This is a genomic window from Serratia fonticola, from assembly GCF_001006005.1.
GTDB lineage: Bacteria > Pseudomonadota > Gammaproteobacteria > Enterobacterales > Enterobacteriaceae > Chania > Chania fonticola.
In genome coordinates, this window is record NZ_CP011254.1 from 3,058,955 (window position 1) to 3,075,195 (window position 16,241).

General features: G+C 56.4%; 15 protein-coding genes. 12 read left to right on the forward strand and 3 right to left on the reverse strand.

Translation table 11 applies throughout. The features are described from left to right. Window positions 1-8 precede the first annotated feature (8 nt). Entirely contained in the window at window positions 9-1,037 is a 1,029-nt protein-coding gene (gene mtnA, locus WN53_RS13530; RefSeq protein WP_024483638.1) for an S-methyl-5-thioribose-1-phosphate isomerase, read from the reverse strand. Window positions 1,038-1,180: 143 nt separating this feature from the next. Between mtnA and mtnK the strand changes: the two genes are divergently transcribed. Then, window positions 1,181-2,380: an S-methyl-5-thioribose kinase gene (mtnK, locus tag WN53_RS13535; protein ID WP_024483639.1), complete on the forward strand. Its 1,200-nt coding sequence runs from the start codon at window positions 1,181-1,183 to the stop codon at window positions 2,378-2,380. 75 nt (window positions 2,381-2,455) lie between these two features. On the opposite strand, the gene fadE is transcribed toward mtnK, so the two are convergent. Further along, a complete protein-coding gene (fadE, locus tag WN53_RS13540; RefSeq protein WP_024483640.1) occupies window positions 2,456-4,912 on the reverse strand; it encodes an acyl-CoA dehydrogenase FadE in 2,457 nt (818 codons plus the stop codon). Window positions 4,913-5,168: 256 nt separating this feature from the next. On the opposite strand from fadE, the gene lpcA reads away from it, so the two are divergent. Beyond that, on the forward strand, window positions 5,169-5,750 hold the full coding sequence (lpcA, locus tag WN53_RS13545; RefSeq protein ID WP_024483641.1) for a D-sedoheptulose 7-phosphate isomerase: 582 nt from the start codon (window positions 5,169-5,171) through the stop codon (window positions 5,748-5,750). Window positions 5,751-5,834: 84 nt separating this feature from the next. Continuing rightward, entirely contained in the window at window positions 5,835-6,635 is an 801-nt protein-coding gene (locus WN53_RS13550) for a class II glutamine amidotransferase (protein ID WP_024483642.1), read from the forward strand. On the opposite strand, the gene dpaA is transcribed toward WN53_RS13550, so the two are convergent. Further along, complete coding sequence (gene dpaA / locus WN53_RS13555) at window positions 6,573-7,343, reverse strand: peptidoglycan meso-diaminopimelic acid protein amidase (protein ID WP_024483643.1); 771 nt, start codon at window positions 7,341-7,343, stop codon at window positions 6,573-6,575. The genes WN53_RS13550 and dpaA overlap by 63 nt on opposite strands. 545 nt (window positions 7,344-7,888) lie before the next feature. Here dpaA and WN53_RS13560 point away from each other — a divergent pair. The 9 genes from WN53_RS13560 to dinB all read left to right on the forward strand — a co-directional run bounded on the left by WN53_RS13560 (window position 7,889) and on the right by dinB (window position 16,161). Further along, window positions 7,889-9,238, forward strand: a complete 1,350-nt coding sequence (locus WN53_RS13560; protein ID WP_024483644.1) for a Na(+)-translocating NADH-quinone reductase subunit A — start codon at window positions 7,889-7,891, stop codon at window positions 9,236-9,238. Between the two features lie 3 nt (window positions 9,239-9,241). Continuing rightward, window positions 9,242-10,483 carry an NADH:ubiquinone reductase (Na(+)-transporting) subunit B gene (locus tag WN53_RS13565; RefSeq protein WP_024483645.1) on the forward strand — a complete coding sequence of 414 codons (1,242 nt, stop codon included), beginning with the start codon at window positions 9,242-9,244 and terminating at the stop codon, window positions 10,481-10,483. Then, complete coding sequence (locus WN53_RS13570) at window positions 10,473-11,267, forward strand: Na(+)-translocating NADH-quinone reductase subunit C (protein ID WP_024483646.1); 795 nt, start codon at window positions 10,473-10,475, stop codon at window positions 11,265-11,267. The genes WN53_RS13565 and WN53_RS13570 overlap by 11 nt, the downstream gene beginning before the upstream one ends. Then, window positions 11,260-11,889, forward strand: coding sequence for an NADH:ubiquinone reductase (Na(+)-transporting) subunit D (locus WN53_RS13575; RefSeq protein WP_024483647.1), 630 nt, complete (start codon window positions 11,260-11,262; stop codon window positions 11,887-11,889). The genes WN53_RS13570 and WN53_RS13575 overlap by 8 nt, the downstream gene beginning before the upstream one ends. A gap of 6 nt (window positions 11,890-11,895) precedes the next feature. After that, window positions 11,896-12,492 carry an NADH:ubiquinone reductase (Na(+)-transporting) subunit E gene (nqrE, locus tag WN53_RS13580; protein WP_021181925.1) on the forward strand — a complete coding sequence of 199 codons (597 nt, stop codon included), beginning with the start codon at window positions 11,896-11,898 and terminating at the stop codon, window positions 12,490-12,492. Window positions 12,493-12,507: 15 nt separating this feature from the next. Next, complete coding sequence (gene nqrF / locus WN53_RS13585; RefSeq protein ID WP_024483648.1) at window positions 12,508-13,731, forward strand: NADH:ubiquinone reductase (Na(+)-transporting) subunit F; 1,224 nt, start codon at window positions 12,508-12,510, stop codon at window positions 13,729-13,731. Window positions 13,732-13,755: 24 nt separating this feature from the next. Then, window positions 13,756-14,769: an FAD:protein FMN transferase gene (locus tag WN53_RS13590; RefSeq protein ID WP_244887721.1), complete on the forward strand. Its 1,014-nt coding sequence runs from the start codon at window positions 13,756-13,758 to the stop codon at window positions 14,767-14,769. A gap of 5 nt (window positions 14,770-14,774) precedes the next feature. Then, window positions 14,775-15,002, forward strand: coding sequence for a (Na+)-NQR maturation NqrM (gene nqrM, locus WN53_RS13595; protein ID WP_024483649.1), 228 nt, complete (start codon window positions 14,775-14,777; stop codon window positions 15,000-15,002). A gap of 100 nt (window positions 15,003-15,102) precedes the next feature. Beyond that, on the forward strand, window positions 15,103-16,161 hold the full coding sequence (gene dinB, locus WN53_RS13600) for a DNA polymerase IV (protein ID WP_021805591.1): 1,059 nt from the start codon (window positions 15,103-15,105) through the stop codon (window positions 16,159-16,161). Window positions 16,162-16,241 lie beyond the last annotated feature (80 nt).

A 16,241-nucleotide genomic window follows, 5' to 3' on the forward strand; every position in this document is an offset into this window, starting at 1 on the left:
GCAAAAAGTTATGCCAATGCGCGTTGGAAAATGCCGTCGGCAACCTGCTCTGGCGTAATGACGCCGCTATCCAACACCCAGCCGCTGATTAATGCTGCTGGAGTGACATCGAATGCCGGGTTGTAGGTTGGCGCATTGAGCGGTGCCCACTGGCAGGAGCCAAAGCTACCGCTGACCCCCGTCACTTCCTCTGCCGCGCGCTGTTCGATAGGAATGGCCGCGCCGTCCGGGCAATGAGGATCGTGCGTGGTGTGTGGGGCGGCCACGTAAAATGGAATACGGTGGTAATGAGCCAGTACCGCCAGGCTGTAAGTGCCGATTTTATTGGCCACGTCACCGTTGGCCGCAATGCGGTCTGCGCCTACCCAGACGGCATCAACCTGGCCCGTAGCCATCAGGCTGGCGGCCATGGAATCGCAGATCAAGCGGTAAGGAATGCCCAGCTCTCCCAACTCCCAGGCGGTAAGGCGGCCCCCTTGCAGCAACGGACGAGTTTCATCGACCCAAACCTGGGCGATCTTGCCTTGCTGGTGCGCTCGCAATAGAACGCCAATCGCCGTACCCACGCCCGCCGTCGCTAGTCCCCCGGTGTTGCAATGGGTGAGCAGGCGACTGCCCGGTTTCACCCACTCGGCCCCGTTATCGGCGATGCGATCGCACAGGGTCCGATCTTCCTCTACCAGGCGCAGCGCTTCCTCGGCCATCGCGCTCACCCAATCCGGCTGTGCCAAAGCCTGCTTCATACGATCCAGATTGTTCATCAGGTTCACCGCAGTCGGGCGTGAGGCGCGTAGCGTCTGTAATGCCTGCTCCAGCTCAGCCTGCGGCAGACCACGTTCGGCCAACAGGGCGAGCAGCAGGCTGGCAGACAGCCCGATCAACGGTGCGCCACGCACCCGCAGGGCACGGATATGCCCAACCAACTCGTCCACGCTGTCGCAGGGCAGCCAGCATTTTTCCTGCGGCAAAGCTTGCTGGTCAAGGATCTGGAGGCGGTTGTCTTGCAGGCTCAGGCTGGTGGTGTTAAGTGCTTGCATCAGTGGTTAAATCCTTGTGTGTTTCTTATTGCATCTGTGAACCCATTCTGCCAACATGACATCCGGATGTATAGACGTCCAAACGCTTTTGCGGCTAAAAATAAAAAAATCATCGCTATGGGAAAGAACAGAGGGGTTGGGGGATGTCACAATATCGTACGTTTACTGCTGCCGATGCCGTTGAATACGCGCGTCAATATGGGCAACTGGCCGATCCACAGGCGCTGGTGAGTGCCGATGAGATCGGCGATGGCAATCTGAACCTGGTCTTTAAAATCCGTGATGCCGACGGCGTCAGCCGGGTGATCGTCAAGCAGGCACTGCCGTATGTACGTTGCGTGGGGGAATCCTGGCCGTTGACGCTGGATCGGGCGCGTATCGAAGCGGAAACGCTGCTGATCCACGGGGCGCTGTGCCCACGCCACACGGTGCAGGTGCTGCATCACGATCCCGAGCTGGCGGTGATGGTGCAGGAAGATCTCTCTGACCATCACATCTGGCGCAGTGAGCTGGTGAAGGGGCGTTACTATCCGCTGGCTGCAGGGCAACTGGCGGAATACCTGGCGCAAACTCTGTTCCACACCTCTGATTTTTACCAGACTGCACAGCTGAAAAAGGCCGAAGTCAGCCGTTTCACCAACCCGGAGTTGTGCCAGATCACCGAAGATCTGTTCTTTAGCGATCCCTATCAGGATCATGAGCGTAATCAGTTTGACGAGGCGCTGTTGCCGCAAGTGCTGGCACTGCGTGATGACGCGGCGCTGAAGTTGGCGGTAGCCGGGCTGAAGCATCGCTTCCTGAGCAAGGCCGAAGCGCTGCTGCACGGTGATATTCATAGCGGTTCGATCTTTGTCGCGGAAGGTAAGCTGAAGGCGATCGACGCCGAGTTTGGCTTCTACGGGCCGATCGGCTTTGATATTGGCACTGCGCTGGGTAATCTGCTGCTGAACTATTGCGGTTTGCCTGGCTTGTTCGGCCCGCGTGATGCGGCGGCGGGGCGCGAGCAGCGATTGCAGGATGTGCGTGAACTGTGGCTGATCTTTGCCGATCGCTTTCTGGCGTTGTGCCATCAACATAGCCGTGACGCAACGCTGGCGCTGCCGGGCTATGCCGAGCAGTTCCTGCAACAGGTATGGGCAGATGCGGTGGGTTACTGCGGTACGGAGCTGATACGCCGCACTATCGGGCTGGCGCACGTGGCCGATCTGGACAGCATCACCGATGCGGAAATGCGTGCCGAATGTCAGCGTAACGCCCTCAATCTGGGCCGTGCGCTGATCGTCAATGCGCCGCACATAGAACATATCGATGCCTTGCTGGCGCGTATCCGCCAACATGGCTGAGCCAATCTGAATCTGCAATGAAAAAGGGGCGATCCGTTATGGTATCGCCCCTTTGGCATTTATGGCCGGAAACCGTTATGCGGCTTCAGTCTGCTGCTGGCGTTTTTCCAGCTTTACTGGCTTTACCGGCTGCTGCGCCGCCAGCGCGTCTGGTGCAAAGTCATCAACGTTGATTGAACGCAGACGGCTCTCTTCCGCTTTCACCAGGATCTTGGCTTCGTCGGCGCTGATTTTGCCTTCATCCAGTGCACGCTGTGCCAGACGATCAAGACGGGTGAACGGCAGGTTCTTACCGGCTTGCTTGCACAGGCGCTGGTGGATAGGTTCTGCGGCAATCACGTCCAGCAACGCGGCTTCCAGCAGGCCAACCGGGTTATGCTCGCTTGGCGTCAGGTATTGGCCACGGCCAAGGCGGCTACGGGTGGCTGAAGGCTGTTGGATAATCTTCGCCAACTGGTGGTCCAGCTTATCCGAAGGTGCGGTATGCACGCGGCCGAATGGGAACACCACCAGGCGCATCACCCCGGCGATAAAGCGGTTCGGGAAGTTGCGCAGCAAGTCGTCCAGCGCTTGCTCCGCCTGGTTCAGGCTGTCTTGCACGCCCCAGTGAACCAATGGCAGATCTTCTTTCTGACGCCCTTCATCTTCAAAGCGTTTCAGCGTGGCCGAGGCCAGGTACATCTGGCTCAGCACGTCACCCAAGCGGGCAGAGATACGCTCGCGGCGCTTCAGGCTGCCGCCCAGTACGCCCATGGAAACGTCAGACAGCAACGCCAGGTTGGCGCTCAGACGGTTGAGCTGCTGATAGTAGCGGCGTGTAGCGTCTTTGGTTGGCGTGCTGCTGGTGCGGCCATTGGTCAGGCCAAGCCACAGGCTGCGCATTTTGCTGCTGCCAACGTGGCCGAGGTGGCCAAACAGCGCCTGGTCGAAGCTGTGCAGATCGTTGTTCTGCGCGGCGGCCATTTCGGTCAGCACATAAGGATGGCAGCGGATCGCCCCCTGGCCGAAGATCATCATGGTACGGGTCAGGATATTGGCACCTTCTACCGTGATGGCGATTGGCGCGCCCTGGTAGGCACGGGCCAGGAAGTTGGCTTCACCCAGCATGATGCCTTTACCGCCGGTGATATCCATCGCATCAATGATGGCCTGCTGGCCACGGTGGGTACAATGGTATTTCACGATGGCAGACAGTACCGCAGGTTTTTCGCCCTGCATCAACGCATAGGTGATCAGCGAGGCGGCGGCATCCATCACATAGGTGTTACCGGCAATACGTGCCAGCGGTTCTTCAATCCCTTCCATCTTACCGATAGAGATTTTGAACTGGCGGCGAATATGGGCGTAAGCGCCGGTCGCCAAAGCCACCGATTTCAGACTGCCAGTGGAGTTGGACGGCAGAGTGATACCACGGCCAACCGACAGGCATTCAACCAGCATCCGCCAACCTTGACCTGCCATTTTTGGCCCGCCAATGATGTAATCGATCGGGACGAACACGTCGTTGCCGCGGGTTGGACCATTCTGGAATGGCACGTTGAGCGGGAAGTGACGGTTGCCGATCTCTACCCCTGGGGTGTTGGTTGGGATCAACGCACAGGTGATGCCGGGGGATTCGTTATCGCTCAGCAGGCGGCTTGGGTCATGCAGCTTGAAGGCCAGCCCCAGCACGGTGGCAATCGGTGCCAGAGTGATATAGCGCTTGTTCCAGGTCAGGCGCATGCCCAGCACCTGTTTGCCTTGCCATTCGCCCATGCACACGGTGCCTACGTCCGGGATGGCCCCGGCGTCGGAACCTGCTTCTGGGCTGGTCAGTGCGAAGCAAGGAATTTCATCACCGCGCGCCAGGCCTGGCAGGTAGTGATCTTTCTGTTCTTCAGTGCCGTAATGTTGCAGCAGCTCGCCTGGGCCGAGGGAGTTAGGCACACCGACGGTGATCGCCAGAATACCTGAAACACCCGCCAGCTTTTGCAGGACGCGGGCCTGAGCATAAGGGGAGAATTCCAGCCCGCCGTACTCTTTCTTGATGATCATCGCAAAGAAGCGGTGTTCTTTCAGATAGGCCCACAGCTCTGGCGGCAGATCGGCCAGTTCGTGGGTGATCTCGAAGTCATTGGCCATGCGGCAGGCTTCTTCCACCGGGCCGTCGATAAAGGCTTGCTCTTCCTCTGTCAGCTTAGGCTGCGGATAGTTGTGCAGCTTGTTCCAATCCGGTTGGCCGCGGAACAGATCGCCTTCCCACCAGGTGGTCCCGGCGTCGATGGCTTCTTTTTCCGTGGTGGACATTGGCGGCATCACTTTGCGGAAGGCGCGCAGTGCAGGGGCAGAAAGCAGCGAGCGGCGCAGCGAAACGATGTTCAGCGGCAGCAGCACGATTGCCAGCGGTACCAGCATCCAGTAGGTCCAAAGGCCAATAGCGCCCATGGCCGCCGTAAAGGCCAACAGCAGCAGACTGCTGAGAGCCAGGTTCACTCGGTGATAAAACACCACACCAATGAGTGCGAGTAAAACAACGATACTAAGAACCATCATAAGAAGCTCCGAAGTAGTAAGAGGTCTGACCTGTTGTGTATATCTAATGGTTTTAGTCCATACCCATTTTTTTATCAATGTATTTACACTTTAATTACAACTTAAGTCACAAACTGACAGCATCAATTGTCAAAAAATCACCGGGTCGCTTCACACTAGCGCTGTTTGCGTCGCAACGCTTCTAGGTTTTTCTGCAATCCGTTACACTGCGAGACGAAAGATTGACGATGCCACCGCACAACAAGAGGCGATCTCTATGTACCACGATTTAATTCGCAGTGAACTGAATGAAGCGGCTGATACTCTGGCTAAATTCCTTAGCGATGACGCCAACATTGACACCATCCAACGCGCGGCAGTACTGCTGGCGGATTCCTTTAAAGCCGGCGGGAAAGTGCTCTCCTGCGGTAACGGTGGTTCGCATTGTGATGCGATGCACTTCGCAGAAGAGTTGACTGGCCGCTACCGTGAGAATCGCCCAGGCTATCCGGCCATCGCGATTTCTGACGTTAGCCACCTGTCTTGCGTCAGCAACGATTTTGGCTATGAATACGTATTTTCCCGCTATGTGGAATCCGTAGGCCGTGAAGGCGACGTGCTGTTGGGGATCTCCACCTCCGGCAACTCTGGCAACATCATCAAAGCGATTGAAGCCGCCCGTGCCAAAGGGATGAAAGTGATCACCCTGACCGGTAAAGACGGTGGCAAAATGGCCGGTAGCGCCGACGTGGAAATCCGTGTGCCGCACTTTGGCTACGCCGACCGTATCCAGGAAATCCATATCAAAGCGATCCACATCTTGATCATGTTGATCGAAAAAGAGATGGTTAAAGCTTAACGGCGAGATCAGCATTAAATATAGGGCGTGGCATCAAGCTGCGCCCTTATACCAATGTCAGTAGTCCTCAAGGGGTGGCAATCGATGTGTGAACTGCTCGGGATGAGCGCCAACGTACCAACCGACATCTGCTTTAGCTTTACCGGGCTGGTACAGCGCGGTGGCCGAACCGGGCCACATAAAGATGGCTGGGGCATTACCTTCTATGAAGGCAACGGTTGTCGCACATTCAAGGATCCCCAACCCAGCTTTAATTCACCTATTGCCCGTCTGGTGCAGGAATACCCGATCAAGTCCTGTGCCGTGGTCTCCCACATCCGCCAGGCTAATCGCGGTGAGGTGGCGCTGGAAAATACCCATCCCTTTACCCGTGAGCTGTGGGGTCGCAACTGGACTTACGCTCACAATGGGCAACTGAAAGGCTATCGCCAACTGGCGACCGGCAATTTCCGCCCGGTAGGGCAGACCGACAGTGAATATGCCTTCTGCTGGCTGTTACATCAGTTGGCGCTAAAATACCCGCGCACTCCCAGCAACTGGCCAGCCGTGTTTCGCTATATCGCGTTATTGGCCGATCGGCTCAGAGAGAAAGGGGTGTTCAACATGCTGTTGTCAGATGGGCGCTTTGTGATGGCCTATTGCTCCACCAACCTTTACTGGATCACCCGGCGAGCACCGTTTGGCAAAGCCACCTTGCTCGATCAGGACGTAGAGATTGATTTTCAGCGGCAGACCACGCCGGATGACGTGGTCACGGTCATTGCGACCCAACCGCTGACGGGCAACGAAACCTGGCACAAGATTGCACCAGGCGAGTTTGCGTTATTTCACTACGGTGAGCGGCTGGCTGCGGGCGAACGGGTTGTTGCTGGTCTCAATCGTTGAGGCGTACTGCGTTGGCTGGCCGCTGCCAATCACCGGCTGTGCCAACACATATTGGCCGTTGGTCACGCTAACCAGCGGTGGCTGACGGTTTTTGACGAAGTAATCATAACCCGGTTTTAACTGACGCCAGAAGCTGATGTAGGTTGATGAGCGGTGGCGTTGCAGGTTCTGTTCGGTCATGCGGAACGGATAAATGCTGATGTCCACCCGGCTTTGCCCATGGGCAAACGCCGCTTCAACGTAACGATAGATATCGTCCATATAAGCGTTGGTCATCGCGTAGCAACCAATCGATTTGCATTCCCCGTGGATCATCAGATAGGCACCGGAATATCCCTGCGCTTTATCGTAATCATTAGGGAAACCGATATTGATGGCGCGATAATATTTGCTGTCTGGCTTCAGATGGCGGGTATCGACGCTATAAAAACCTTCCGGGCTTTTAAAATCCCCTTCACGGCGCTTCGGGCCAAGCCCACCGGAGAAGTTACAGATAGAGAAGCTATTCACCAGGCGGAATTCGTTGCCCATCTTGGCGTACAACTCCAGCTTGCGTTCTTCTTTGAATATCTGGATATAGACCGGTGAACCTAATAACTGCTGTGCAACCAAAGGGGCCTGGGGAGCCGGGGCTGGCTCACTGGCGCTGCACGCCGTGATCAGCGGCGTACAAAATAGCATCGCAAACAACAGCGCGATTTTGCTCATTCTTAATTATTCCTGCTTATATTTATTTGCTGGTTGAGAGAACACAGCCAGCATGCCACTGACGAGATTTCGTATTTAACCCCGTCAGATTACCAGCGTGTTGTTTTTTAGCAATATGCGAAGTGTATAAAAAAACTACAATCCTCGGTAAAAGTGAAATGAACCCACGTTTTTAACGAGTAGTGTCAAGAGATAACAGGTGTTTAATTGCATTTCCTCGACTCAGGTCACTAGATAGCACGGAAAAATTCTGTCGAAAATGTTAATATCTTGCCCATGCTGCATCGTTATTAATCGGTAATCAGTACAGGGATATTGTGTGAAATAGCAACAATCCCGCCATCGTTGATAGCAATGTTTTAACATTCTGCAGTATTGGTTTAATCATTGGCCTGGGTGTCGGCGGTCAGTGTGAATATTCAAGTTGGGCATGAGGTCATCGTGTTCATCCGGAGGGGGCTAGGGCCACCTCATCATCCTGCATGCTTTGTGCCTACCTCTGGGTTGGTTAGGCGTGTGAAAATTCAAAACATCGTATAAATCCTATGATCAAAATAAAAAAAGGGTTAGATCTGCCAATCGCTGGGGCGCCTTCGCAGGTGATCCAGGATGGCCCAGCGGTCACACAAGTGGCGCTGCTCGGCCAGGAATATGTTGGTATGCGTCCCTCCATGTTGGTACAGGTTGGCGATCGAGTTAAGAAAGGCCAGGCGCTGTTTGAAGATAAGAAGATCCCTGGGGTTTTCTTCACGGCACCGGCCAGCGGGCAGATCGCCGCTATCAATCGCGGCGAACGCCGCATGCTGCAATCGGTGGTGATTGACATCGAAAACGACGGCGAACAGCAGGTGGAACTGGCCTATTATCAGCAGGCCGATTTGCCAATGCTGGAGCGTCAACAGGTTGAAAGCGATCTGATCGCCAGTGGCCTGTGGACGGCACTGCGTACTCGCCCATTTAGCAAAACTCCCCTTCCAGGTACCTCACCGCGCGCTATTTTCGTCAGCGCTATCGATACCCAGCCGCTGGCAGCGGATCCGTTGGTGATTATCAACGAGCAATTGGCGGCATTTAATGCCGGGCTGACGGTATTGGCACGCCTGACAGACGGCAAAGTACAGGTCTGCCATGCAGCGGGTACGCGGTTGGATACGGCTGCTGGGGCGCAGATTGATTACAGCGAGTTTGCTGGCCCGCACCCTGCGGGGCTGGTGGGCACGCATATTCACTTCCTGGAGCCGGTCAGCCTGAAGAAAACCGTTTGGCATATCGGTTATCAGGATGTGATCGCCATCGGCACCCTGTTTACCACTGGCAAGCTGGATACCCAACGCGTGGTCGCCCTGGCGGGGCCACAGGTGGAACAGCCTGTGCTGCTGCGCACTCGTTTGGGGGCCAGCCTGGATCAACTGACGGCGGGCCGCCTGAAGGCCGGTGAAAACCGGGTGATTTCCGGCTCGGTGCTGAGTGGCTTCCATGCCAGCGGCCCGAGTGCCTGGCTTGGCCGTTTCCACAACCAGGTATCGGTGTTGCTGGAAGGCCGGGAGAAAGAGCTGTTCGGCTGGATTGCTCCGGCATCGGACAAGTTCTCCATCACCCGCACCACGCTGGGCCATTTCCTCAAGCACAAGCTGTTCGCTTTCTCCACCACCACCAACGGCGGTGAGCGTTCGATGGTGCCGATCGGCAATTACGAGCGGGTGATGCCGCTGGATATTCTGCCGACCCATCTGCTGCGCGATCTGCTGGCGGGCGATACGGACAGTGCCCAGGCGCTAGGCTGTCTGGAGCTGGATGAAGAAGATCTGGCGTTGTGTACCTTCGTTTGCCCCGGCAAGTATGAATATGGCCCGGTGCTGCGCGAAGTGCTGACCAAGATTGAGCAGGAAGGATAACCGATGGGCCTGAAGAATTTTTTTGACAAGATTGAGCATCACTTCACGCCGGGCGGCAAGCTGGAAAAGTGGTACCCGCTGTTTGAAGCGACGGCGACGGTGTTCTACACCCCCGGCACGGTAACGCGCGGGGCTTCGCACGTACGTGATGCCATCGATCTGAAGCGCATGATGATCCTGGTGTGGCTGGCAGTATTCCCGGCCATGTTCTGGGGCATGTATAACGTGGGCCAGCAGACCATTCCTGCACTGCACCATCTGTACAGCGGCGAGCAGCTGCAACAGGTGCTGGCGGGGGACTGGCATTACTGGCTGGCACAAATGCTGGGGGCAACGCTCGGCGCCGATGCTGGCTGGATCAGCAAGATGGTGCTCGGTGCGACCTACTTCGTGCCGATCTACGCCGTGGTATTCCTGGTGGGTGGCTTCTGGGAAGTGGTGTTTGCGATGGTACGCAAACATGAGATCAACGAAGGCTTCTTCGTCACCTCCATTCTGTTCGCCCTGATTGTGCCGCCAACTATGCCGTTATGGCAGGCCGCGCTTGGCATCAGTTTTGGTGTGGTGGTTGCCAAGGAGATCTTCGGCGGTACTGGGCGTAACTTCCTCAACCCGGCGTTGGCGGGGCGTGCCTTCCTGTTCTTTGCCTATCCGGCGCAGATTTCTGGCGATCTGGTGTGGACCGCGGCAGACGGCTTTTCCGGTGCGACACCGTTGGCACAATGGAGCGTTGGCGGAGTTCACAGCCTGACCAACGTCACCACTGGCCAGTCCATCAGTTGGATGGACGCGTTTATCGGTAACATCCCAGGTTCGATCGGGGAAGTCTCAACCCTGATGATCCTGCTCGGCGGGGCGATTATCCTGTTTGGCCGCGTCGCTTCCTGGCGCATTGTGGCTGGCGTGATGCTCGGCATGATCGCCACGGCGTATCTGTTCAATGCCATTGGCTCTACCACCAACCCGATGTTCGCGATGCCTTGGTACTGGCATCTGGTGCTGGGCGGCTTTGCCTTCGGTATGGTGTTTATGGCTACCGACCCGGTTTCCGCCTCGTTTACCAACAAAGGGAAGTGGTGGTACGGCATCCTGATCGGCGTGATGTGCGTGCTGATCCGGGTGGTCAACCCGGCCTATCCGGAAGGCATGATGCTGGCGATCCTGTTCGCCAACCTGTTCGCACCGCTGTTCGATTACCTGGTGGTGCAGGCTAACATCAAGCGGAGAAAAGCACGTGGCGAATGAATCTAAAAATGACAGCATTGGCAAAACGCTGCTGGTAGTGCTGCTGCTGTGTCTGGTGTGTTCTGTGGTGGTTGCGGGTTCTGCCGTTGGGCTGCAATCCAAGCAGCAGGAACAGCGGTTGCTGGATAAGCAGCGCAACATCCTGGACGTAGCCGGTTTACTGCAACCGGGGATGACTGGCGAACAGGTGAAAGCCACCTTTAGCAAGCGCATCGAACCGCGTTTGCTGGATCTGGACAGCGGCGAGTTTGTGCCTGGCGATGCGGCCGCCTTCGATCTGGCCGCTGCACTTCGCAGCGATGCCAAGAGCCGGGCGTTGACCGCCGAGGAAGATCTGGCCGGTATCCGCCGCCGTAGCAATCAGGCTGAAATCTACCTGGTGCGCAACGAAAGCGGCGCGGTGGACAAGATTGTGCTGCCGGTCTACGGCACGGGTCTATGGTCGATGATGTACGCCTTTGTCGCGTTGGATGCCGACGGCAATACGGTACGCGGGCTGAGTTTCTATCAACACGGCGAAACCCCGGGCCTGGGCGGCGAGATCCAGAACGCCAGCTGGCGCGCGCAGTGGATCGGCAAGCAGCTGTTTGATGACAACGGCAACCCGGCTATCCGCATTGTGAAGGGCGGAGCGCGGCAAGGGGATATCCACGGTGTGGATGGCCTGTCCGGCGCAACGCTGACCGCTAACGGCGTACAGCATACGTTTAATTTCTGGTTGGGCGAGTACGGCTTTGGCCCATTCCTGCAGAAAGTCCGTGAAGGAGCGCTGAAAAATGGCTGATTCCAAAGAGGTTAAACGGGTCCTGTTGGGGCCGCTGTTTGACAATAACCCGATCGCGCTGCAGGTGCTTGGCGTCTGTTCGGCGCTGGCGGTGACCACCAAGCTGGAAACGGCGGTGGTGATGACGATTGCGGTCACCCTGGTCACCGCGTTTTCCAGCTTCTTTATTTCGCTGATCCGCCACCATATCCCCAACAGCGTGCGCATCATCGTGCAGATGACGATCATCGCTTCGCTGGTGATCGTGGTCGATCAGTTGCTGCGTGCCTATGCGTTTGAAATCTCTAAACAGCTTTCGGTGTTCGTCGGGCTGATCATCACTAACTGTATCGTGATGGGCCGCGCCGAGGCGTACGCCATGAAATCGCCGCCGATTGAGAGCTTTATGGACGGTATCGGCAACGGCCTGGGCTACGGCGTGATCCTGATCCTGGTGGGCTTCCTGCGCGAGCTGGTCGGCTCGGGCAAGCTGTTTGGCATGACGGTGCTGGAAACGGTGCAGAACGGTGGCTGGTATCAGCCTAACGGCCTGTTCCTGCTGGCACCGAGTGCGTTCTTTATCATCGGCCTGCTGATTTGGGGACTGCGTTCCCTCAAGCCAGCGCAGATAGAAAAGGAGTAACCGCCGATGGCTCACTATATCAGCCTGTTTGTGCGTGCAGTGTTCGTTGAGAACATGGCGCTGGCGTTCTTCCTAGGGATGTGTACCTTCCTGGCGGTGTCGAAGAAGGTCTCGACCTCGTTTGGCTTGGGGATTGCCGTGACGCTGGTGCTTGGCATTTCGGTACCGGTCAACAACCTGGTCTATAACCTGATCCTGCGTGATGGGGCGCTGGTGGAAGGCGTCGATCTGAGCTTCCTCAACTTCATCACCTTTATCGGCGTGATTGCGGCGCTGGTGCAGATCCTGGAGATGATCCTCGATCGCTTCTTCCCGGCGCTCTACAACGCCCTGGGGATCTTCCTGCCGTTGATCACGGTGAACTGTGCCATCTTCGGCGGCGTGTCGTTCATGGTGCAGCGTGATTACAACTTTATGGAATCCGTGGTGTATGGCTTCGGCTCCGGCACTGGCTGGATGCTGGCGATTGTTGCCATGGCGGGGATCCGTGAAAAACTGAAGTATGCCGATGTGCCAGCCGGGTTGCGTGGCCTGGGCATTACCTTTATTACCACCGGATTGATGGCATTGGGCTTTATGTCGTTCTCCGGCGTCCAGTTGTAAAGGCAGGAAGCATTTATGGAAATTATTTTAGGCGTGGTGATGTTTACCTGCATCGTGATGGTGCTGGCGTTACTGATCCTGTTTGCCAAATCCAAGTTGGTGAACACCGGTGACATCGCCGTTGAGGTTAACGGCGATCAAGACAAAAGTTTTACCGCCCCCGCGGGGGACAAGCTGCTGAATATGCTGTCCAGCCAGGGGATCTTTGTCTCCTCGGCCTGTGGCGGCGGCGGCTCCTGCGGCCAGTGCCGGGTGGTGATCAAAGAGGGCGGCGGCGATATTCTGCCAACTGAGCTTTCCCATATCAGCAAGCGTGAAGCCAAAGAGGGCTGCCGCCTGGCGTGCCAGGTTAACGTGAAGCAGAACCTGAAAATCGAGCTGCCGGAAGAGATCTTCGGCGTGAAGAAATGGGACTGCGAGGTGATCTCCAACGATAATAAAGCCACCTTTATCAAAGAGCTGAAGCTACGTATTCCGGACGGGGAAGATGTGCCTTTCCGCGCCGGGGGCTTTATCCAGATCGAGGCGCCCGAGCATGAAGTCAGCTATGCCGATTTCGACGTGCCGCAGGAATACCGTGGCGACTGGGATAAATTCAATCTGTTCCGCTATCGTTCGGTAGTCAAAGAGCCGACGGTGCGCGCCTATTCGATGGCCAACTATCCCGATGAGAAAGGCATCATCATGCTCAACGTGCGTATTGCTACGCCACCGCCGAGCAACCCGGACGTACCGCCGGGCATTATGTCTTCCTATATCTGGTCGCTGAAGGCGGGGGATAAGGTGACCATCTCCGGGCCGTTTGGCGAGTTCTTTGCCAAAGACACCGACGCCGAGATGATCTTTATCGGCGGCGGGGCCGGGATGGCGCCGATGCGTTCACACATCTTCGATCAGTTGAAGCGCCTGAAGTCGAAGCGCAAAATCACCTTCTGGTACGGTGCACGTTCCTTGCGTGAGATGTTCTACGAGGACGACTTCAACCACCTGCAGGAAGAGAATGAAAACTTCACCTGGCATGTGGCGCTCTCCGATCCGCAGCCAGAAGATAACTGGACGGGCTACACCGGCTTTATTCATAATGTCCTGCTGGAAAATTATCTGCGTAACCATCCAGCGCCGGAAGATTGTGAGTTCTATATGTGTGGGCCGCCGATGATGAACGCGGCGGTGATCAAGATGCTGAAAGATTTGGGCGTGGAAGATGAAAACATCATGCTCGATGACTTTGGCGGTTAAATGCGAGCAGCAGGCGGCGAAGGAATGAAGGCTTGGATGATGGTGGTGGCGCTGGCCACCGCAGTGTTACTGACCGGTTGTGAGCCGAAACAGGAAAACCTCAAGGGTAAAACCATGGGGACGTCCTACTCGATCAGCTATCTCCCTGGGGACGGAACACCTTCGCTGGCAACGCTGCAAGCGGAGATCGACAAACGGCTGGTGCAGGTCAACGATCAGATGTCGACCTATCAACCTGATTCTGAGCTGAGTCGCTTTAACGCTAGCCGGGAAGTGGACAAACCTTTCCCGGTTTCTGCTGCCACTACGGAAGTGGTGCTGGAAGCGCTGCGCATCAACCGTGTGACCGACGGCGCGCTGGACGTGACCGTCGGGCCGTTGGTGAACCTGTGGGGTTTTGGCCCGGAAGGGCGGCCGGATAAAGTGCCGAGCGCCGCCGAGCTGGAAAAGCGCCGTAACTGGACGGGGATCGACAAGCTGGCGGTAGAAGGCAATGCGCTGGTGAAGCGCATTCCTGAACTGTATGTCGACCTCTCTTCCATTGCCAAAGGCTACGGTGTTGATGAGATTGCCCATTACCTGCAATCGCAGCACGTCAAAAACTACATGGTGGATATTGGTGGGGAAGTTCGCACCCGTGGCCATAACGGCGAGAAGAAGCCTTGGCGCATTGCCATCGAACGGCCAACCGCCGGGGGGGAGCAGCAGGCGCTATTGGTGATCGAACCGGGTGAGATGGCGATGGCCACTTCCGGGGATTACCGAAACTACTTCGAGCAGGACGGAGTGCGCTATTCTCATACTATCGACCCGCTCACCGGTAAACCGATCCGCCACAATTTAGTGTCGATCACGGTGATCAGCCCGCTGTGTATGACGGCGGACGGGCTTTCTACCGGGTTAAACGTGATGGGGCCGGAGCGGGGTATGGCGCTGGCCAACCTGCTGGGGATCCCGGTGTTTATGATCGTGAAAACCGTCAAGGGGTTTGAGGAGCGCTATTCCGACGCGTTCAAACCCTATCTGAAGAAAGGGTAGACGTTATGTTGACGATGTTCGCTGCATCCTTTGTGCTGTTTCTGCTGGTGGTTGGCGGGATGTCGCTGGGCTATGTGTTCAAGCGCAAAACCTTGCAGGGCAGCTGTGGTGGCATTACCGCGCTGGGGATGGAGAAAGTCTGCGACTGCCCGGAGCCTTGCGATGCGCGCAAAAAGCGCATGGCCAAGGAAGCGCTGCGCCGCGAGATGTTGGAAAAACACCGAATCCTCTAGCCGCTCGGGATTTCCTACACAGGGGCGCTGCTAGTCTACACTCTCCATATTGAGCTTTTAATAATTAGCTGTATACTTATACAGTGTTATTGGAGGCGCGATGCGTAAAATCATTCATGTCGATATGGACTGCTTCTTCGCAGCGGTAGAAATGCGCGACAATCCCAGCCTGCGCGATATCCCGCTGGCTATCGGTGCCAGCGCCGATCGGCGTGGTGTGATCAGCACCGCCAACTACCCGGCGCGCCGTTATGGCGTGCATAGCGCAATGCCCACCGCCACTGCGCTCAAGCTGTGCCCGCACTTGACGCTGTTACCGGGCCGCATGGCGGCCTATAAAGAAGCCTCGCTGCATATCCGTGAAATCTTTGCCCGCTATACCCCGCTGATAGAACCGCTCTCTCTGGATGAAGCCTATCTGGACGTCACCAACAGCACCCAATGCAACGGTTCCGCTACCCTGATCGCCCAACAGATCCGTCAGGAAATTGCTGCTGAATTGAACCTGACCGCTTCGGCGGGCATTGCCCCCATCAAATTCCTCGCCAAGATCGCCTCCGAGTTGAACAAGCCAAACGGCCAATACGTCATCACACCGGCCCAGGTGCCCGCTTTCTTGCAGCAGTTGCCGCTGAGTAAAATCCCCGGCGTGGGCAAGGTCACCGCCAAACGGTTGGAAGAGGTGGGGCTAATCACCTGCGCCGATGTGCAGAACTATAATCTGGCCGATTTGTTAAAGCGCTTCGGCAAATTTGGCCGGGTGCTGTGGGAACGCTGCCAGGGTATCGATGAGCGTGAGGTGTCTCCCGATCGTTTACGCAAATCGGTAGGGGTTGAGCGAACGTTGGTGGCCGATATTCATGAGTGGGAAGATTGCGAGGCGTTAATCGTTGAAAAGCTTTACCCAGAGCTTGAAATGCGGCTGCGCAAGGTCAAACCGGATCTGCATATCGCCCGCCAAGGGGTAAAGCTGAAGTTCCAGGACTTCCAGCAAACCACCCAGGAGCACGTTTGGCCGGTGCTCAATATTGAGGACTTGCTCAACGTTGCCCGCCAGGCATGGCAGGAGCGGAGAGAAGGGCGTGGTGTGCGCCTGGTTGGCCTACACGTAACGTTGCTCGATCCTCAGTTGGAGCGGCAGTTGGTACTGACGTGGTAATAGTAAAATCGGGTGTGTTTAAATGCACCACCGTAGGTACAATCGTTGCCTGTTCTTTGGGATTAAGACATTCAACGGGA